We start from the raw sequence: 22167 nt of genomic DNA on the forward strand, positions 1-22167 counted from the left end.
ATGAGTGTGGCTCATTTGGGTTATTGATAATAACCACACTCAGCATACTTGAACGGTGAAATGTCACGTTTTTACATTTTTATGTAACCTGACTTTTTATAATAGGTAGTAAGCGAGTCCTGTTTAAACTTTAACTGATTACCATTGCCTATATACATATCTACCAATTTGTTTTGCTCATCGGTTGTAATAACGGCAAATTGACCTTCAAAGTAAATACCTAACTCTTTGTCTTCGTATTTATCATTGCTATTTTCTTGCACAATAATGTATTGCGTTAGTGACTTGCCATCGACCGTGGCGTTGACTTTTACGCCTTTAAATACGCCTTTTACGTAAAGTCTTTCTACAGCAGTAACCGCATAGTCTTCACCTTCTGTTACTGATTCATACGCTACTGTAAATGGATTACTCCATGTTTCGCCTTGGTGGCGCATTACAAACGTAGGTAATGGCTTTTTGTTGTATGGTGCAGACGCACCGTAAGCTTTTGGCGCTTTTACGGTGGTTAACTCAACATCAAGTCCCGCTGGGATAAGTGCTCGCATTGCGATTGATTTATCGCCCAGTTTAGATGCTGTAAATGTTGCCTCATACTGCTGTGATGAATTTGACGCTGTTTTTACTTGTTCAAAATAATGCCAGCCTGGGTGTTGGTAGTCTTTATGTTTAACCCACGGTGTTTTAGCTGCAGCTTGATAGCGCTGCGCATCTGCTTTTAATTTTACTTTTTTTGAGCCTGAGGTTATATCTACTTTGTCGCCAATGTTGTGGTACACGTAATCGTGAAACTCTTGCTCATGGCTACTTTTAGCTCTGAATATGTCTAGGTAGTAACCCTTAGTATCAGAGAGTTTGATCAATGCTAATGTACGCAGATGATTAGCAGGTGCTACTTTATTAAATTCATCATAAAAAGAGGATGTGTTAAAGGAGTATTTATCAGACACGCCCTTTTCACCAGCAGCAGGTTCCATTGCGATAGACTGCACGCGATTAATACCTAAGTTGATCCAATCACCGCTAGAAGCCGATGCGCCATTACTAATTACAGAGTTATGTGCTGCAAACAATCGGTAATAGTTTTCATGAATTGGTGTTCTGTAAGTACCTTTACCGCCATCAATGCCAAGCACATGACCTTGACCATATAGCTCCATGTCCATACCTGAAGCATGGCCATGAATATAGGACCCCCCTGCCACAAATGCCATTAAACTGTTTTTAACTGGGTTTTGTTTACTCACATTACGTTGAATATTCATTCCTGCATATTCTAAACGCTTAGTTCTGGGGCGCGGTGGTGCTACATCGACTTTTTGACTGCTTTGTATCTCTTTTGCAGACCACAACAGTTGTAGAGGCGTGTAATATGGACTTGCGCCGTAAGAGCGATTATGAAGGTGCCCTCGGTCATATACGCCTGCATTTATGCTCGAGGCTAAATAATTGCTAAAGTCATTTATTTGCTTTTCGTTATTATTTAACTTTGCTAATAATAATGACATTTCTAAAGCCGAATACTCAGGCTTATAGGTACGATGGCCATCACCGATATAAGGATATTCGTTATTTGGGTACTGTAGATCGTAATATGAGGTAAATGCCGCAGGAATATTTGTATACTTTTGACCAAGCTTAAGTGTTGGATCGTAACGGTCGAGCAACGTCATTAGGTAAACCGAAAAAGCGGCTACATGCTTAGAGTACTGGAAAGACTCTGGCCAAATATCACCTTCGTTTTCAAACTTTTTTGCAACCGTTTTTAGCGATGCCTGATGCTTAGTATCTAGGTGTGTGTAATAAGGAAGATTTTTAGCAATTTCTTCTGGGTCGTCTAATGCTAAAATATTGTGTACAAGGCTTGATGACTCTAATACAGGCCAGTTTGAATCAAGTAAGCCTTTATTTAGCGCTAACCAGATGTAAGTTTTAAAAATCTGTTGCGCTTGGTCAAAATCAAAGGCGACTAAGCTGCTTGATTGTAAGTCGTACACCTTGCCGCCAGATTTTAAATAGGGATAAACTAGGTCATAAATAATGGGTAATTGAGCACCAATTACTCGTGCTTCATACAAGTGATCGCCCGGAAACATCCAACTTGAATTCATGGCGCCTTCTTTATGCACCTTCATTTGCATTAGTGCATTTGAATAGGTGTTAAGTATGTCGGCACCGCAGGCTGCGTATTTATCTTCTTGAGTTAAATAGTACATTACACCGCAATCAACGCCGTCCTGCAGTGCTTTAACAACGCTTACAAGTTGCTCTTTGCTACCGCCATCTTTAACACGAAAATGCGGTAGTGTAGGTGCTTGTGACTTATCTTTATTCCAAATTAGTGGGAGCTCTACAAGCGGTTTTAACCGTTGTTCTTTATTAATTGCAGCGAGTGGTTCAACACGCTGTTTAAGCTCTTCAAATAATGATTTTGCCCAAGGCTCTGTTTGTATTTTATTTAAAATTTCTGGACGTTCAGATTTTTTAACCCAAATCGAAGGGCGCTCCACCTCTGTTGCTGAAGCTTTAAATCCGATGAGTGTTATTATAAAACCAAAACAAGTAGCGACTGCGCTGGAGCGCAAGAAATTGTGTAGTGGTATATCCCGTTTTATTTTACTGGTGATTACAAACATTGTCGGGTGTTCCTAAATTATTGTGTGTTGATTGTTACAAGCGGTATTCATAGTTAAATTTGTTTTTTACAGCGATTAAGCGCTTCTAAATAATAATAATCGCCATAATTAAGCGCCGAATTCAGCTCTTTACCTGCTGGATAGTTGCCCGTTGCTTGTTTAAGTAAAAAGTGACCATTCTCGCCCTTTTCAGCAAGGTATTCTGGTGAGCTTAAGGTTCTTAACATCGTCATAGCGGCCTTGCGGTAACGTGCTGCTTCTTCTTTTTCAACATAATCCGCGAGCTCTAATAGAGCGCTTGCAAGTAAAGATGCAGCTGATGAATCTTTATAATCTTCAATCTCTGGATCATCCGGCGCGTTATAGTCGAAATAAGGTATAAGATCTTCTGGCATATTTTTATGAGTTAGGATGTAGTTAACAATATTGCGTGCATGATTTAAAAACTTTTCATCTTTTGTGTAGCGATAAACCATTGTATAGCCATAAGCCCCCCATGCTTGACCTCGTGCCCAAGATGAGTCATCAGTAATGCCTTGAAAGGTTTGTTTTGTTAGTGGTAGCCCAGTATCTCGACTGTAATTAACTAGGTGGTATGAGCTAAAATCATCCCTAAAGTGATGCTTCATCGTAACAGTGGCGTGACTTACAGCTGCGTCATAATAGGTTTTGTCTCCAGTGGCAAGGGATGCATTGAATAACAACTCAAGATTCATCATGTTATCGATAATGACTGGAAACTCCCACACACCCCAACTCCATGAGAATGTAGCACCTATTTTTGGATTGTAACGCTCCATTAATGTTTGAGCCGTGCTAACTAAAATAGGGGGATAGCTTTCATTACCTGTTAGTCTTACACCATTACCAAAGCTGTTATTTATAATAAAACCCACATCATGAGTTTTACGATTAAAACGCATATCTTCTAATGCATTTGTCCATTCTACGGCGGTGTGTAGCCAGCTTTGATCTTGATTGTGCTCATACATATACCAAAAGCTGCCCGCGACAAAGCCACTCGTCCATCCCATTGGTGTAATAAAATTGACCTTACCGTCACTAAAAGAAGTCGGTATTTTATTAGGATTTTTATAAGCTTTTCTGAAGTCGTCCAATTGCAACTCGGCTTTATCCAGTGTGGCACTACAAAAGCTAGTATTTTCATTTAACAGAGTTTCTTGCTTATTATTTGTTTCAACTGCATCACATGCCGGTAACGTAATTAAAACAGCAACAGCCAAAGCACTTTTAGTTATTATTTTTCTCATTAAACCCTCTTTTAAAAATCAGCTAAGACATAATGATGAAAAGACACGTCTTATAACAACGCCTGTACACCAGTTAATTATCGACTTAACACAACCCTCATTTTGACTGATATTGACTCATTATGATTAATAATGTCAAATAATAAATAGCTTAGCTACATTTTACTTACATGAATAAGAAAGAGGTTGGTTTGATTATTAAGAGTGGCTAAGTGGATTGGAGCTAGAACTTAAGAATACTTAACGCCACTAAAAGTGGCGCTAAGTTATACCTGTTAATTAAAGTTGCCTTTAATTTCATAGTTACCAGGTGGTAATAAGTCAGTACTTTGCACCTCAACGGAATCATTACGGATAATACTGATACTTTTTATGTTAGGCAGTATTAATGACGCCTCGGTGTTTTTTGGCACAGTTAGTGACATACTAAGTTGCTGATTTTTTATCGACCAGCCAACTGCAATTTCACCTTGGGGAGTTGGGTGACTACCGCTAACCTCTGACAGTTTGGTAGTAAATTGGGGTTGTACTTTAAAATGTTTGAAACCCGGTTGTGTTTGCTCAATCCCTAACATACCTCGATAAAACCAACTGGCAATAGCGCCGTAAGCATAGTGGTTTAGCGAGTTCATCTTCTCGCCGTTAAATCCCGTCTGTAATGAGTAAGAATCCCAGCGCTCCCACGTAGTAGTGGCACCGTGATTAATAGAGTAAAACCATGATGGGTAGCTTTCTTTAAATAAAATTTCATACATAAGGTCACTATGACCGAATTTTTGTAATACAGGAGCCAATAAAGGTGTGCCCAAAAACCCAGTTCGTAAATGACGATCACTTTTTTCAATCAGAGTAACTAACTGATTAACCGCTTTATTTTGTTCTTTATCTTCAAATAGGTTAAAAGCTAAGGGCATCAAATAACTGGTTTGCGTCATTTTAGGTGAGATTGTTTTTAATGGTCCTGTTTTTTCACTGCCATTTTTGTATATAGGCGGTTTTGTAATACTGGTGCGCAGTAATAAGTTGTTGTCAAAAAAGTAATCACGGAATTTACTTTTTATATTATTGAACAAAGCGTCATATTGATCTGCCTCGTTGTCATACCCTAAAATACGAGCGGTTTTAGCTACAATATTTGCTGAGTGAGCATAATAGGCCGTTGCAATTAAATCCTTGTGCGTATCGCCACCATTCTTACCGTCAGCAGTGAAAGGTTGTAGCCAATCCCCATGACTACTCATAGTAGAAATATGCTGATAGCTATTAAATGTATGATAGCTCAGCCAACGTTTCATCATAATGTAGTTTTCTGCGAGAACCTTTTTGTCGCCAGTAAATTGATAAAGCTCCCAAGGCACAATCGTTGCGGCATCTCCCCATGCAGAACCGGTTAAGCTGGTTAAAAAATTACGAAAAGGTACAAAGTTTGGCACCATACCATCAATACTTTGCTCTTCACGAACGCTTTCAAGCCATGCTGCCCAAAACCCATAAACGTCTGCTTTATACATAGAAGTTTGAACAAATACTTGAGCATCCCCCGTCCAACCTAAACGCTCATCACGTTGTGGGCAATCGGTTGGTATATCTAAAAAGTTACCTCGTAGGCCCCAAGATACGTTATCTGAAAGCTGATTTAGGGTGGTATTAGCGCTGGTGAAATTATCGTACACTTCAAAATCAGAATGTAATACTTTGCCTTTAATCCAATCAAGAGATGGGGGTTTAGTTTGGTCGTAACCAGATAGCTCGACAAATTGGTAACCATGAAAGGTAAAGGTTGGCTGATAACGTATCATCCCTGTTTTACTAGGCGTGTAGAGATCTGTTGCTTTCGCTGAGCGTAAATTAGTAACAGAGAATTCACCCTTATCAATTGCTTCTGCAAAACGTAATTTGACTTGCTGGTTTTTAATAACAGGAATGTTGACTTCTGGCACTCCCACCATATTTTGTCCCATGCCAAAAACAGTCACTCCATTTTCTTGGCTAACAATTTTTATTGCTGGAATGGTTAAAGTTTCACGTACAGCGGTGTGTCTCTTTGGCTTTAATAACACTTGCTCTTCAAGTGGTTCAGTAACGACTGGTTTCCATTTTTCTGAATTTAGGTTTTTATTAAAATTAGCGCTGTGCCAGTTCGCTAGTTCAAAATTGGCATCATAAATTTCACCATCATAATTACTAGCTTCACGAATTGGACCTTGATTAGTTGATTGCCAATCTTTATTAGAAGTGATGACTTTTTGAGTGCCATCAGTGAATGTAATTTCTAATTGCGCCAACAAACGCATTGGCAACATATGTTGTTGCTTTGTAGGGTGAAAGATTCTTCCGCTGTACCAGCCTTCAGCAACAATCGCAGCTAATGCATTTTCTCCTTTATTTAAATGTGATGTAACGTCGTAGGTCAGTGTTTCTATACGTTTATGATATGGTGTCCATCCTGGCGTCATCACATCATTACTCACAGCTTTTCCATTGATAAAGGGTTTAAATATGCCTTTTGAAGTGATGTATAGCCGTGCTTGCGAAATATCTTTATTTAAATTGAAACCTGTTCGTAAATATTGTGGGCGGATATACTTATTATTAGGAACAGGGAAACGACCACCTTTCACTGAGCGATTAAAAACACTATCAATATCAAATTCGTTGGTATCAGGGTGGCCAATCCATTGTGCTTTCCAATCATCGTTTTCTATTAGACCTAATTCCAGGTGGTTGACCTCACTCCACTTAGAAACTTCATCATTCTCATCCCATATTTTTACACGCCAAAAGACTTTTTGACGTGACTGTAATTTTGCCCCTTTTAAATCAATCCAAGCGTTAGCGGAAGACACCACTTTTTTACTGTCCCAAATAATTTCCTCTGTATAAAACGTTGGTGTACTTGCAACTTGTACTCGGTAGGCTGATTGCAACTGAGCACTACCTTCTTTGGATAACTTCCAACTAAACCGAGGGCGTTGTTCGTAATATCCCAATGGATTTACAAAGCCCTCGCCTACTTTTAATTGGACTGGAGCCGCAAGCTGCCCAGATACATTTGCAAAACTTTGCTCATTGTCTGCTGAGCAAGCATTTAATATAAATACCGCCATAAAAATGCAAAAGTTGCTAATAAAGTGACTCTTGACACATTTTATCTTGTTCATAATCACGTCCCTCTGGAGCTAATATAATTAAATAGGCTTTGCCAAATAGTCTTATATCTATAACCGGGTCTTATTAATAACCAACATAAATTAACTGTTTAATCTCAACCTAAAGCATTAGCTACAAGCTTTTAATTTCAAAGGAGTAGGTACCTGCTCTGTAGAGCTTTTTGGGTTCATTTAGAATAGTTACATAAGCGCTACTGTTATTAGGTATCTCTATATTCCATTTAACAACACCACTTTTTTGTACCCAGCTACTTTTAATTGTTCCATAACCAGTTTGGTAACTAACATCTACCCACTCTAAACCTTTAGGAAAAACAGGCCTTAACTCAAAGGTTTGATATCCAGGTTCGTTATCTAAAGGACGAATACCGCCTAGTCCTTCATAAAACCACCCATCATACCCACTATGAAAAGGGTGATTTAATGAGCGTCCAGGGGCATTTCTGCGTTCAGGGTCAAGATCTGGATCTAACACGCCCTTTCTCTCCCAAAGAGTTGTGGCATTAAGTTTTTCAAATTGAAAGGAATAACCCGGATACCCATCGGCGGTAAAAATATTAAATGCCGTATCGCCGTATCCATAATCGCTGAGCGCTAAATACAAGTAAGTTTGGCCAAGAGCACCTACAGAGCCATGCCCTTTCCAGTTCTCTAAAACATCTTTATTTAATGCATCGGCAATTGATTGGTGTAAATGCGCCGGAGCAATATTAAAGCGAAGCGCCATAGCATCAGCTGTTTGGCTACCATAATGGTTTGTTTTTAGGTTATAAAACTCTTTATTGAACTGCGCAGCGATCGATTTAAATAAAGCTGAATAGTATTGTGCTTTTTGAGGTTTATTAAGTAACTCTGCAATTTTGCTCATTAGATCTGAGCCATGAGCAAGCAATGCAGAGCTAGTAATAGTTGGTGAAGTATGTTGAGGATTACAGCGTTTCCTACCCATTCCTGGTTTCAATACGGGGTCGCACCAGTCACCATAACCAATGCGTAATAAGCCATTATCCATTTTACTTTCGGCAAGCTCCATGTACTCAATTAAGCTATTAAACTGCCCCTGCAAAACGTCTATATCACCATGATGGCGATAGTGCTCCCATGCAATGATTATTTCGGCTACTGCCCAGTCAAAATTCCCCCCATGCGTGCGTTTACCCGGCACTACTGCCGGTGCTTGAAACGCCGCTGTTTTAAAATCACCTAGGTACTTTTTCCAAAAATTATCCATATTGTAATTATAATTACCGGTGATCAATGCGGCATGCGCGTCACCTGTCCACCCTGCACGTTCGCGAATGGGACAGTCCATTGGTACGGCCATTAAGTTGCTCTCGTAAGTCCATAACGCCATATCGTGGATACGATTAATTAGCTCATTAGAGCTTTTAAACGTCCCTGCTATTTCTACATCGCTTCTTACTAAGTGAGCAGTAATTGCATCAATAGTGGGAGCTTTATCCAAACCAGTTATTTCTAAATAACGAAAGCCATGCCAAGTAAATTCAGGAGTCCATGTGGATGAATCTTCACCCGACGCAATATATCCATCAACTTGTTTTAATAAAGGTGCACTGCCACCTGTTTTTTGGCTAATATTGCCATCAATGTCAGCCCATTCAGCATACCTAAAGAACACAGCTTGCCCTTTACGTAACCCTAATTTATCAAGGTTGAATGTCGGTACGCCGGTAAAGTTTTGTCCAAAATCGAGTACCCATACGTTTGCTTTAGGTTGGAATATTTTTTGTACCGTCATTTTCTTTACAGGGCGTATTGGCGGCAAAAGCTGTGGCTCAAGCGTTTCAGTAGGCCATTGCGTTAATACCTGTACAGGCTCCCACCCATTAAGGTTACTTTTATTTTTGTTCCAGTTTTTTACAACATTTTGAGCGTTATATAGCTCGCCAGAAAAAACGCCTTCTTTTATTACTGGAGATGGATGGCTTAACCACTGTTCATTTGAGGCTACTATTTGCTTAGAGCCGTCATCATAAGATAACTCTAATTGAGCAATAAATTTAGGCTGCCCATAAGATAATGTTTTTGATGGCTTATCAGTTGAGCCATCAGGATTTTTCCAACGGCTAAATGCGATATTTTCATCGTACCACCCACTACCTAAGTGGACTCCTATTGTATTATTGCCAGATAAAAGAAAATCAGACACATCATCTGTGTTATATAAAATGCGTTTATCAAAATCAGTTTGCCCTGGATCCATTATGCGATCTGACACTCTTTGACCATTTATATAAACTTCATAGTAACCCGCTGCAGTACTATGAAGCTTGGCTTTAACTATTTTTTTACTGGGCTTAATAAAAAAGTTATGACGGAATAAACCTGCAGTTGGCTGCTGATTTACTTGATCCACAACAAGCATTTGTGTGGCTGCTTTCTTCTTAGGTAATTTTTTTAACCCTTCCTTATGCGTACCTGTTGCATAAAGCACCCACTTTGTTACATTTTCTGTTAATGGTGTAATAACTTGTTTTTTCACTTGTATCCATTGGGCTTGCCAGTCACTTTTTTCAAGGAGCCCCATTTCCCAAACGCCCGGCTCGCTCCACTGACCCGCTTGATTATTATTTGGCTGCCACACTCTCACTCGCCAAAAAACAGCATCATTAGTGCCTAATGCCCTACCTTGGTATTCAATATTTAAAGAGTGCTTAGCTTGAATCTTACCGCTATCCCATAATAATGAACGAGAGATAAAATCTTCACTTGAACTGGCTTGAATTTGATAATAAGACTGGCTTTTAACATTTGAATGCCATGATAACTTTGGACGTGGGTTATGAACATTTAAAGGGTGCTTCTTGCCTTCAACTAATAAGTTACTAGGTGAAACTGCTACACTTTTTTGCTCATGTTGGACATTACATGCTACCAATAGTGCTACAAATAAAATAGATATGACTTTTACCATTACTATAATCTCCCAATAGAGCTTTATTCACAGCAGCTACGAACTGTGGATAAAAAAATTCCTATTAATAAATATTATTAATAGGAATTAAAAACTTAGCTTTCACATAAGATGAAGGTAATTAGATTTAAAAAGATCTAATCTTCCCATTTCACCATTTCAGATGCGGCTAAAAGTACCGCACCAACCCCATATAATTGTGAGTCAGTCTTTTTAACCGGATCAGGAGACTTACCAACATGTTGTACCCAATTTACACGGCCACTTGGCTCTACAGCCTCTTCAATAGCATGCCACCCTTTTTTCACTATTTCTTTTGACTTTTCATCAGTCAAAATACCGTTATTAACACCCCACGCCAATCCAAAGGTGATAAACCCTGTTGCACTAACCTCTGGCGTTTTAACAATATCTGGGTCCATAAGCGATGCTGGCCAGTAGCCATTTTCACGCTGTAACTTCATTAAACCTGCAGCATTCTTTTTATATAACTCAATATAGCGTTCTCTTGACGGATGACCTTCAGGTAAATCATCAATAATTAATGGGATAGCAGCAAAGACCCAGCCATTACCACGGCCCCAAAATACTGGGTTACCGTTTTCGTTTTTCATATCAAAGTAACGGCTATCTCGGAAAAACAAACCATATTTATCTGAGAACAAATAATCTGCACTTGCCCAAAATTCCTTATCGGCATATTCAAAATATTTTGAATCGCCAGTCACATTGCTTAGTTTTAACCATGTTCTTGGTGCCATGTATAATGCATCAGCCCAACACCAGCGATCTTGACAGTTACCTTCAAAATGCGCGCCGTTTTGAGTTGTACTCGTCTCATCTAACATCTCTAAACCCACCTTTGGTGGGTTAGCTAAAATCTTGTCAAACAACTCTTGAGTTGGCTTGTAAGCTTCTTTGTTGCCTGTTTGCTCTGTTAGCCACAAGTAAGTTTGACCAATAGTGTGGTCATCTGCATGATAAGGGCGATCTAGTAGCAGCTCATAGTTTTGCTCTTTCGCCATCTCTTGAATAAAACGTAAATAGTCTTTGTTATCTGTTGTTTCAGCCCAACGAGTTAAACCAATATAAAACGACGCTTGAATCCAAAACTTAGGGTTTTCTGATTTTGCACGATGAGATTCTGGAATGTACGATAAATCGTCAAGATGTGATATCTGCCAATCAGCAGCACTATTAGCTATGTTGGTGACAGAATTAACCTCTAGGCCTTTATCAAATCCTTTAACTGACTGGGCATCAGCCTCTACTTTATTTACCATTTTGTCCGTCGTACTTGGTTCTGAACACCCTGAAAGTAAAATGCTCACAGCAAAAGGTATTAGTGCTAGCTTAAATTTTTTGTTCATCAAAAAAATCCTAATTATTGTGTGTTATTTCTAGAGGCCGTGTGGCTTTAAATTCGCTTGTATGTATACGGCTTAAGTGAGTGTGAGGCATAAAGCTATAATTTAACTACCAGCTACTCATACAAACCTTTTAAATAATATTTAATAAAAACTTTACCAATTTGAAATACAATAAATCAGCATGATAACAAATGCAACATTATGATTAAAAAAGATTGAAATTGACTGACTGCAATTAGCGGAGATTTGAAAGTGGTAGGAATAACTATTTACGCTGTTAATTTTAATAGATAAGTGATGGTATACCCACCACTTACCCTGATTTACTTAATCTTTATATTTTTCGAACAAGTCAAAAAACTCTTTTGTAAGTGACTTTTCATGTAACGCAAGGTTATTATTTTCACCTGGATCCTTAGTGATATTGTAAAGCTCCACAGCTGATTCAACGCCATATCTAACCGCTTTAAAGTCGCCTTTACGAGCCGCTTGAAATGTATCACCTATAACGCCAGAGTTTGGATCACCTACTTGCTTAGCAAACTCCCAATATAAAACTCTTTGTGGTTGTGGCTCTGGTGAGTCATTTAACAAACCTTTTATTGAAATACCATTTGTTTTCACACGAGGAATAAGGTTTAAATCCACCCCTGTAATATCTGCCAATGTTGGCAACACATCGGCAAACAACCAAGGTGTTTCGTCAACACGTGATTTTTTGATTTTATCAGGCCATTGAATCAGCATAGGGACATGTATGCCGCCATCATAAAGATCACGTTTTTGCCCTTTATAAGGTGTCGCTGCTTTAAGGTATTGAGGGTCAGCTCCACCCTCGTCATGAGGACCGTTGTCAGATGTAAACACAATAATTGTATTATCTAAAATACCTTTTTTATCTAATGCTTTTGTAATTTGGCCAACATAATCGTCAAGCGCGCTAACCATACCTGCCAATGTGGCATTAGGCTTTTGTACTGGCTCAGGATAATAAGCAGCATATTTATCACTTGGCGTACCTGTTGACATACCAGAGTAAGGGGTTTCGTCAAAAGAATACTGCTTACTGTATTTTTCAGGTACCGCTAGTTCCGCATGCGGAGAAGAAAACGTTAGCATTACAAAAAATGGGTTTTCGCGATCTTGTTCAATGTACTCGATTGCTTCGTTGGCAAATAGTTCTTGTGCGTAAGCTCCCTTTTTACCGCCTTCGTTTTCAGTAATACGTATTTTTTTTCCATCGCGCCACAATATTTGAGGGTACTGTCTGTGGCCCTCTAAAATAGAGTACATACCGTACCAAGTGTCAAAACCCATTGCTAACGGGTCTGTCACACCCATTTGAGAACCAATCGAATACTTTCCAAACAATGCAGTGTCATAACCTGCGTACTTTAGAACATGAGCAACGGTTATATCACTTTCAACTAATTGTACCGTATTAGAGTTATTAGTCATGTAGCGACCATCACGGCCTGTAAAAAGTGAGACTCGAGAAGGTGAACATACTGTATTACCAGCATAAGCTTGATTAAATCTTATACCTTTATTCGCTATATCATCTAAGTTTGGTGTCTTTATTGGTGTATTACCATAAGCACCTACTTGGTTAAAACCAAGGTCATCAGTTAATATAAATATGACATTCGGCTTTTCTGATGCAATAGCTGGTTTAGTTAAACTTAAGAGAAGAAAACCAAGAGCTCCGGCTAATTTGTGTGTGTTTTTTATCATTTATCCTCTTCCTACGTTGCAAAGAATGAATGTAAATAAAGAAGACTTTTCTATTCTTCCTTTTACATTTAAATGTGTGAGTTTTACCGCTGCATTAATTTAGCTGCAGTAATGTAAAAATCATTTAATCACCAATAGCCAACCAGTTACTCAAAGGTATTAGGTAAGTGAGAATATATACCTGTTAAAATCTATAAAGGCTGGACCAAGATTAATATTGAGCGATTTTGACGATTCTCACATAAAAGATACATTACTGACAAGTAATATTAACCAATCCTTGCATTGTGCTTATATAAGATGTGAAAGATAGTTTAACTCACTTCTATTTTACTAGTAAAAACAGTACATTATAACATCATCGTTCATTCATTAATAAAAACAACACATTAAAAACCATTTTTGTATTAAATTACCACGAGATAAGTTTGTAAAAATATTACTCTGGTATCGTGTACCCTTCATTTTATTCTAAAAGCACACAGGCCAAGTTTTGGCTACAAAGTGAACAGGTTGACTTAATGTAAAATCAAACATAATCTTATGCAGTCAACATCAATCAAATGCAATAAGAATATTTATGAAACTAACTTTACACACATTTAAACTAACTACATTAAGCCTCTCTTTGACAATAATTTTAGCGGGCTGCAACGCTAAGTTAACGACTGATCAAGTAGCAGTATCTAAGAAGATAACATCGCCTGCCCAGACAGGAAGCTTTGGCGATCAGGGTGATGGTACATATATAAACCCTATTTTAAACGCCGATTATCCCGACTCTGATATAGAACAAGTGGGTGATACTTATTACATGATTACTTCTAAACAACATATGTCTCCAGGTATGCCCATTTTAAAATCTAAAGATATGGTGAACTGGAGTAACGTTGGTCACGCATTCCCTAAATTATCTTGGGCTCCAGAATATAACTGGGACCGTATGAATGGTTATTCATTCGGTACTTGGGCGGGTGATATCGCTTACCACGAAGGTAAATGGTATGTATATCAAATAGATTATCAGCATGGGTTAATGGTCACAACTGCAGACAACATCGAGGGCCCGTGGAGTGAGCCGATTATGATGTTACCTAAAGCTGATGTCCTTGATGACCCTGCTGTTTATTGGGATCACGAAACTAAAAAAGCGTATGTAATTATTAATACTGGCGCAAAGCAAAAGTCCTCCAACAATAAAATTGAGGGGAATGAAAATCGTATTTACGAAATGAGCTGGGACGGTACAAAAATACTAGATGAGGGAAAACTTGTTTATACAGGCATGGGCGCAGAAGCAGCCAAAATCTACAAAATAGATGGTACTTGGTACATCTTCATGGCCCAATGGACAATGGGTGATAAATCTACAAAGCCTGGCGTAAAAAATCCTAAAAATGATAGAAAGCAGCTTGTTCTTCGCTCCAAAGAAAGCATTTATGGGCCTTATGAAGTGAAAACTGTTTTAGAGAAAGGGTCTGAATTTAATAATCGAAGTGCTAGTCAAGGTGGCCTTATGAAAGCACCCGATGGTTCTTGGTGGTACATGCATCAACTCATTCAAAATGACGATATACCTTTCCAAGGTAGACCTCAGGTACTTGAACCTGTTACATGGGTCGACGGCTGGCCGATTATAGGAGTTGATGAAGATAATGATGGAATTGGCGAGCCTGTTAAACACTATAAGAAACCTATCAATGGTCACCCAATCACTGCGCCGAAAAGTGATGATGACTTTTCTTCAGCTAAGTTAGGACCGCAATGGGAGTGGAACCATAACCCTAGAGATAGTCACTGGTCGTTAACTGAACGCCCAGGTTGGTTACGCCTGAAAGCAAGTAAGGTGCTACCAAATAAGGAAGGGCATGGGCCGAAAATTAATGAGTGGACCAACAACGATGGTTCAGATGGCGATTTTTGGAGAGCAAGCAATACATTGAGTCAGAGAATGATGGGGATAACCACCGGCACAGCAGTTGCAAAATTTGATGTGTCGGGTATGCAACCCAATCAACTAGCGGGCTTTGTTCGTTATGGGGGGGTGTTTAATCTTCTCGGCGTTGAAATGGATAAAAAGGGTAAAAAGCATTTATTTTATATGAATGGAATGAGCGAAAAGACCCTTGGTCCAGAGTTAAGTGGTGACAAACTATTTGTAAGAACTTCAAATGCTCGAAACCAAGCGACCTACGAATATAGCTTTGATGGGAAAAGCTTTAAAGCATTTGGCCCTACATTCACCATCGCTTTTGGTAAATGGACAGGCGATCGTTTAGGGTTTTTCTCGTGGAATGAAAAAGAGGATGCTGGCTACATCGATATTGACTGGTTCACATACGATTATGATGGGCCTAAAGCGGCACGTTAATTAACGTTATAGAACTCATTAGTATTGCCTATTATAAACTTACTTCTCTGAACTAAGTTTATGATAGGCAATATGTTAACTGGGGGTCCCTACCCTACCTTTAACATTATAGCTGGCTATGCAGTTGAAATGTATATTACTAAGTCAACGAAAGCACCTAGAATATAAAGTAACCTCCCTCCAAATTTAAAGAATAAATTCCACAATGTGGAACACATTTTATTTAAGGTTTTAGTTGTTTATTGACTAATAAACTTAAATTGACCCAACAACGCCATAACACTGTTGTAATAATTAAGTCATACAATTCATTTAAGATCAAACCAAACGGATTGATTGATAGAGTAATGAAAACTTATAAAAGCCCTTTAGACTTACAGCTTTCCTCTGAAGGAAGTGAAGTTAAAAATATTATTCGCCATATACGGAAATATATAACCCGTCGAATTTCTAATGCAGATAATGTTGATGATCTAGTGCAAGAAGCTTTAATAAGGACAATAAATAGGAATAAATCCACTAAGATTGATAACTTTCCAGCCTATATAAATCAGGTAGCAAAATCTGTCATTTATCATGATTGGAAAAAAAATAAGAATCAACTCAATAATGACGACGAAATGGAGCTAATAGCACCAGAAAGTAACGACCCCGAGTCTAAAATAATCACAGAACAAAAACTAGAACTCGTTAAACAAGCACTTGATGAGCTTCCCCCATTACGGAGAAAAGTTTTTGAACTTAGACGTTTAGAAGGTTTGAGCCGGGAAGAAATTGGCTTAAAACTAGATATGAGCCAAGAGTCTGTAAAAAAACATATCACCCGAGCAATGACTCAAATAACATTGCATATAGAAAAAAATCAGTAGAGATGTCCCCTTTTCTGTTTTATTACACTCTATACTATTAATACACGCTGGTAAGAATTTTTGAATGAATGAACAAACACTACAGCAAGCCGCTGACTGGGTAGATCGGATAAACGATTTAAACGAAGATGAGTCCGCAGAACTTTCACTATGGCTAAAACAGCCGGAAAATAAAGCTACATTTGATAGAATTGCTAAAATATTTGGCGACCCTTCGATTGATAAAGCTCTACATAATTTGCATATTTACGATAATGTTATGTCTATTACTCCATTAAAGAAAAATGCAAACAAGCAAAAGAGTCTTCATAAAATAGCCATTGCAGCTAGCTTTAGTGCTATTGCCTTTATGGCGTACTGGTTTTCTTTACCACAACAAGAAGCCTCGATTACACCAATAATCGTTTCTAGTGATAGCTTTGAGCCAGTTAAAACTATTAACGCGCCTATAGGCAAGCGTGTTTCAAAGTTATTAACGGACGGTACCTATCTGCACTTAAATGCAGGGAGTGAGCTAACGGCAAAATTACAGTCCAATGTAAGAAAAGTAGTACTAAATAAAGGGCAAGTTTTTTTTGATGTAGCAAAAGACAAAAAGCGCCCATTTATTATCAACTCTGGAGAAACTAACATTACCGTGTTAGGGACCTCATTTGATGTACAGCATAATGAAAATAAAGTAGTAGTGACTGTTTATGAAGGGAAGGTAAAAGTTAATGCAAACGACACAGTAACATTAATTCCTCCTCAGAAAGCAGTTGTGGTTGATGGTCGTATCACTGTGTTTACTGATAAATCATTAGAGCAACTCCCCCTTTGGAGAACTGGCTGGATTGAAGCAGAAAAAGAAACTTTAGGCAGCATAATTGAACAACTGCAACGATATAGTAACGATAAAATTAAATTAGAAAGTGAGCTAAGTAATACAGTTATTAGTGGTCGATTCAATCTAGATACACCAAAACAGAGCTTGATGTTAATAGCTGATGCTTATAATTTAAAACTTGAAGAAAGAAAAAATATACTGCTTCTTTCGAGAATTTAAGTGTTCAAATCATTTAAATTCATTGATATGAGTAAGCTACAAGACTCAAGATATAAGCCTACATACTCTACACATGCTTTGGCTTGTCTACTACTTTGTTTAAGTATATTAATTTCTGCCCCTGTTCAAGCAACAAAAATAAATAGTAAATTTGTTCAGATACCAGCGAGTTCACTTAGCGACAGTTTACGCCAAATTGCAATTGCATATCAGGTTTCCTATAGCAGCGATCCTACACTACTCAATAATAAAGAAAGCCCAACCATTAGTGGTTCTTACACCTTATCTCAAGCGCTTAAATTACTTTTAGATAATACTACTTTGTCTTTTAAAATAAAAAATAATGGATTTGTAATTTATAAAAGCCCAAGCCAAAAAACTATTAAACTAATAGAAGAGATTACAGTTAAAGGTATTCGTTATTCTCAAGCCCGCTCGCGTAATTTAAAGCACAGCACAAAGGCAATTAGTGAAGCCATTTCAGCACAAGACATAACAGATATTCCAAATACAAATTTAGCAGAGGCTCTACAATATATACCCGGGGTAGCTATAACTCGCGAGGCCGGTGAAGGCCGACAAGTATCTATTCGTGGCAGTTACCCAGATTTTAGCCTGGTTACACTTAATGATATGCCAGTATTGGCAAATAATGATTCACCTATGGATAGTAGAGTGCAAAAACAGCGCGATCGCTCTTTTGATTTTAACATTTTACCAGCTGAACTATTTAAGCAAATACAAGTATTCAAAAGTTATTCATCTGACCAGATCGCCGGCGGAATATCAGGTACAATGGCCTTAAAAACAATAAGTCCACTAGATAAGAAAGGGTTTAACTTTGTTATTACCCCCGAAATTGGCTATAACGATTATGTAGGCTCAGGGTCTAAACGTTACTCTACCCTTTTGTCAAATACGTGGGGGAACTGGGGGGCGCTTGCAAGTGTAGCCTATACGAGCAGAGGATCATTAGAACAAGGTGCTAATACATTTAGATGGCGTAACATAGCCATTAATCATGCTGACTTATCCTCATTAAGTAAATTACAGTCAGAAAATTTAGCACAAGGGAATTACATTATTCCCCGGGGAAATAGGTATTCTGTTTGGCAAGGAACTCAGCAACGCTTTGGGACAAACTTGTCTTTAGAATATAAAAACTCTACCTCCCATATAGATGTAGATGTACTCTCAGGTTTTTTAAAAGGAAATCGATCAGAGTCTCATTTATATCCCCGGGGGGACCAATCTACACCTGTTATAAAAGAGCAAACAGCAATAACAAGTATCAAAACAAATAAAGACAATGAGTTAGTTTATGCTCACTATGTTGATGCGAGAGTAGCAACAGAAAGTAGAGTTCAAAAAATAGATACATCCTACCACCAAGGCCAGTTCTCAATTGTAAAAAAGCTCAATAAACGGTGGGATTTACATACCATATTAGGTATCCAGCAATCAAAGTACGAAATACCGTATAGTAATAAAATTTATACTCAAGGGGTCAGTGATGTAACTATTGATTATACACAAGACCCATTTTACGCCGACATTAACTATAGCCAAAACTTACAAGACATTGGTATGTGGGATTTATTTCACGGAGATTTAGAGTACTATCAATCAGATAATAAATATCTATTTGCAAAGATAGACCTACAGCATCGTTTTAATGACACTTTCTCTTTGAAATTTGGTGGTGACTGGATCTCATTTACAAATAAAATGAGTAACCTTCAACAAAATGATATTTTTTTCAATGAAATAAGTAACTCTCCACAAAAATTAATTGAGTTACCCGAAACACTCATCACACCCCAAAATAAACATAAAAACCAGCGCTGGTTGAGCATAAACACTAATGATGCACTTGCACTTTATAAAATAGCGCCATTTAACATAACACAAAATGACGCGTCTTATATAAGGAAGTATGAGCATATAAAAGAAAACAGCCAAGGTGTGTATACATTATTAGCGCTTGAGAGGGATAAATGGGAGGTTGATTTTGGATTACGTTACCAGTTTGATTCTATAACAACTTCAACTCAGGACTTATCAAGCATAAGCTATGATTTATGGCTACCTAGCCTAAATAGTACACTATTCATTAATGAGCATTGGCGCTTTCGTTTTGGGGCTTCTAAAAATTATTCTAAACCGTTATTAAGTTCTCTAAATTTTGCCGACTCTAACAATACTCTAGATAATATTGAATATATTTTTAACCCAAATCTTAAGCCGTACATATCTTATAATACCGATCTATCTCTCGAGGGTGATTTTAGTGGTCATAGTTCATTCGATTTATCTTTGTATTATAAAAATTTAAACGATTACATTGTTACTACTCAAGCTCCATTAGCTTACCCCGGCAAAGCTGCCAATGACAAAGTAGCTGTTTGGCAAAGCAATGCTGAAACAGCTTATCAATGGGGCATTGAATTAAATTTAAATTACTTAATACCCAATTCTGACTGGGGTATTAACCTACAAAGTACCTATAACGAAGGTAGAGTAACTTATTATAACTCCAATGATGGCTTAGCATTATTTAAAAAAAACTTGCCGTTTTTATCTAAAATTACAGCATCGACTATGATTTTTTACGATCGTCCCAACCTAAACTTTAAGCTAGGTGCTATTTTTAGGGGTCAATATTTGGTACGCGCTGGAGGATTAATAAATGATGAAAATGAAACCGGCTTTATGCCAACAATGTATTGGGACGCTAGCGTAAACTACAACTTTACCAAAAACTGGAAGCTAAAATTAAGTGCTTTTAACCTTTGTAATGAACAAGAACGCCAGTATAGTGACTCATCGCTGAGAGCTTATAACTCTACAACAAGTGGCCGCACTTTTTACCTGGGCCTGAGTTATCAATATTAAAAAACCTTACCTGTTTTTAAATCAACGCTAAAACTTTCTCCCTGGGTATTTTCACTAAACTTTGACATTACTTTTGTAAGTGAAGCTAAATATTGCTGTATCTGCGTTTGAGTTTTGCAATTTGATTGTTCTAAAAAGGTGCTTAACTGTTGATAAAAGATACGTTTATTATCGGATATATCAGCTGTTACATCACCATTTCTTAATAAATAGAAGTCTTTCAGCCAAGATTTTGTTGATATCGATTTCAATTGAACTAACATTTCAGGGCTAGCACTATCAATGCATTGCATTGCCGTAAACCAGTTCTCTAGATAAAGGTTTTTATCCAGCCACGATACTAATTCGTTAGGCCAATCGCGCTTTAAAAATCGTTGCTCAATCAACCCAATAAGGTGGCGCTGAGTAAACTCTCCATAACTTTTAGAATTTAAGATAGTGCGATCAAAATTATCTTGTTTACTATCGTTTCTGTATAGCCACTCTCTATCATAAAAACTAAACAGTCTATTAAAATCTGCCACATCGTTAAGTGTATAGGTATTTATATAGGCGGTTTGCTTTTGTAGATTTAATTCAGCGACTTTATAAGCTGCCTTATAGGCGGCAAGGCTTGGAACTTGAACATTAACTAATTGAGAGTTCTTATTATTTGTAATTAATGCAGTGTCGTTTAAGTGCATATGGCCTGCAAAATGTAGTGTTAGGCCTGTCTCTGCAAGTGTACTTGCAGTTTTAGCAGTGGGCACTCGTGGTAATGAAAAGTCTCCGTTATTAAATACCTTATGTAATTCCTTATTAGCATTATCGTAAAAATCCCCCATCGGAAAATGGCTAAATGCGACAAGTGTTTTATCCTGCTCTTTAGCCCTTTTAACAACCGATTTTATCCACTGAATTAGTAAAGGCTTAGCTTCTATCAAAGCATTGTAGCCTGCTCCAGATGAACCTTTAAACGTAATAGGTGTATTTTGCCATTGAGGTGCATATACATTGGCATCAATAGCTAAAAGCCACACCCCTTGTTTGGGCTCAACCAAGTAACTGGCATCAGGCATCATAATACAGCGAGTCGTATTATTGGGGTCACACCATGAAAACTCTCTATTCTTATACGGTGTTTCATATAGTAAGTCAGATTCGTGTTTACTAAAGCCAAAGTCATTAAGTGTACTTAGAATTTCTGAGTAACCCCAATGCTTAACTCCATCATCGCAAAGGGAGTTATTATGTGCACATTTTGTATGCCTGTGGCTATAAAGGCCAAATTCATTACCGTCAGAAGTTAAAAAGTCCGCTTTTCCCGCAGGAGAAGAAAATGGTTTAACGGGGTCATGATTTCCAGGAATTGCAAAAAATCTCATACCGTATTTTTTTTGGTACCTGCTTAATATTTTAGCTAAAGCGCGAACGTTAATTGGCTGGCCATCATCAGTAAAGTCTCCTGGTAATGCGATTAGCTTAATGTTTTTTTGAGCTAGTTCATCTAATACATGAATAAAAGCAAAGTAGTTCTCATTAAATAAGCGAGTCGAATGAAGTTGAGCATACATGCTACGGATTAAAAGAGGTTGTTGGTTTTTAGTATCCTTAGGCAACGCAGTATCCACAGCTTTGGCTGTGGTTGCAAAGATATCATGCAGATGAATATCAGCTAGAAAAGCCACTTTTACAGTACCAGGCTGATCCTCACTTTTCATATCAAAATATTCGATACCTGCAGCCTTCAATGAATTAAAAGCGCTAAATATTACAAATAACCACGTTAAACTTTGCCCCACCGCCATTGCTTCCCTCAGTTAATGTTTTCTTTATTGATATAGAGTCCAGTTATGAAAAATAGGGGACAAACTTTTTAAAAACACGACTTT

At 37.9% G+C, this 22167-nt stretch carries 11 protein-coding genes; 4 read left to right on the forward strand and 7 right to left on the reverse strand.

The window, feature by feature from the left end:
* Window positions 1-71: 71 nt before the first annotated feature.
* The 6 genes from QMA08_RS19390 to QMA08_RS19415 form a co-directional block, all read right to left on the reverse strand.
* The gene (locus QMA08_RS19390; RefSeq protein ID WP_290175271.1) at window positions 72-2636 is read right to left on the reverse strand and encodes a heparinase II/III family protein; all 2565 of its coding nucleotides are present in this window, start codon (window positions 2634-2636) and stop codon (window positions 72-74) included.
* Window positions 2637-2689: 53 nt separating this feature from the next.
* Entirely contained in the window at window positions 2690-3907 is a 1218-nt protein-coding gene (locus QMA08_RS19395) for a glycoside hydrolase family 88 protein (RefSeq protein ID WP_290175272.1), read from the reverse strand.
* A gap of 275 nt (window positions 3908-4182) precedes the next feature.
* Entirely contained in the window at window positions 4183-7014 is a 2832-nt protein-coding gene (locus tag QMA08_RS19400) for an alpha-L-rhamnosidase (RefSeq protein ID WP_290175273.1), read from the reverse strand.
* 175 nt (window positions 7015-7189) lie between these two features.
* Window positions 7190-10012: an alpha-L-rhamnosidase gene (locus QMA08_RS19405; protein ID WP_290175274.1), complete on the reverse strand. Its 2823-nt coding sequence runs from the start codon at window positions 10010-10012 to the stop codon at window positions 7190-7192.
* Window positions 10013-10149: 137 nt separating this feature from the next.
* Window positions 10150-11382: a glycoside hydrolase family 88 protein gene (locus QMA08_RS19410; protein ID WP_290175275.1), complete on the reverse strand. Its 1233-nt coding sequence runs from the start codon at window positions 11380-11382 to the stop codon at window positions 10150-10152.
* A 327-nt stretch (window positions 11383-11709) separates the two neighbouring features.
* Window positions 11710-13116, reverse strand: a complete 1407-nt coding sequence (locus QMA08_RS19415) for a sulfatase-like hydrolase/transferase (RefSeq protein ID WP_290175276.1) — start codon at window positions 13114-13116, stop codon at window positions 11710-11712.
* Window positions 13117-13696: 580 nt separating this feature from the next.
* Here QMA08_RS19415 and QMA08_RS19420 point away from each other — a divergent pair.
* From QMA08_RS19420 to QMA08_RS19435, 4 genes are all read left to right on the forward strand, one after another.
* A complete protein-coding gene (locus tag QMA08_RS19420) occupies window positions 13697-15487 on the forward strand; it encodes a glycoside hydrolase 43 family protein (RefSeq protein WP_290175277.1) in 1791 nt (596 codons plus the stop codon).
* A 242-nt stretch (window positions 15488-15729) separates the two neighbouring features.
* Complete coding sequence (locus tag QMA08_RS19425) at window positions 15730-16356, forward strand: RNA polymerase sigma factor (protein ID WP_290175278.1); 627 nt, start codon at window positions 15730-15732, stop codon at window positions 16354-16356.
* Between the two features lie 64 nt (window positions 16357-16420).
* Window positions 16421-17401 carry a FecR family protein gene (locus QMA08_RS19430; RefSeq protein WP_290175279.1) on the forward strand — a complete coding sequence of 327 codons (981 nt, stop codon included), beginning with the start codon at window positions 16421-16423 and terminating at the stop codon, window positions 17399-17401.
* A complete protein-coding gene (locus QMA08_RS19435) occupies window positions 17402-20296 on the forward strand; it encodes a TonB-dependent receptor (RefSeq protein ID WP_290175280.1) in 2895 nt (964 codons plus the stop codon).
* Here the strand turns inward: QMA08_RS19435 and QMA08_RS19440 are convergent.
* A complete protein-coding gene (locus tag QMA08_RS19440; RefSeq protein ID WP_290175281.1) occupies window positions 20293-22083 on the reverse strand; it encodes a metallophosphoesterase in 1791 nt (596 codons plus the stop codon). The genes QMA08_RS19435 and QMA08_RS19440 overlap by 4 nt on opposite strands.
* Window positions 22084-22167: the final 84 nt, after the last annotated feature.

The sequence above is a fragment of the Pseudoalteromonas sp. APC 3355 genome (assembly GCF_030407615.1).
Lineage (GTDB): Bacteria > Pseudomonadota > Gammaproteobacteria > Enterobacterales > Alteromonadaceae > Pseudoalteromonas > Pseudoalteromonas distincta.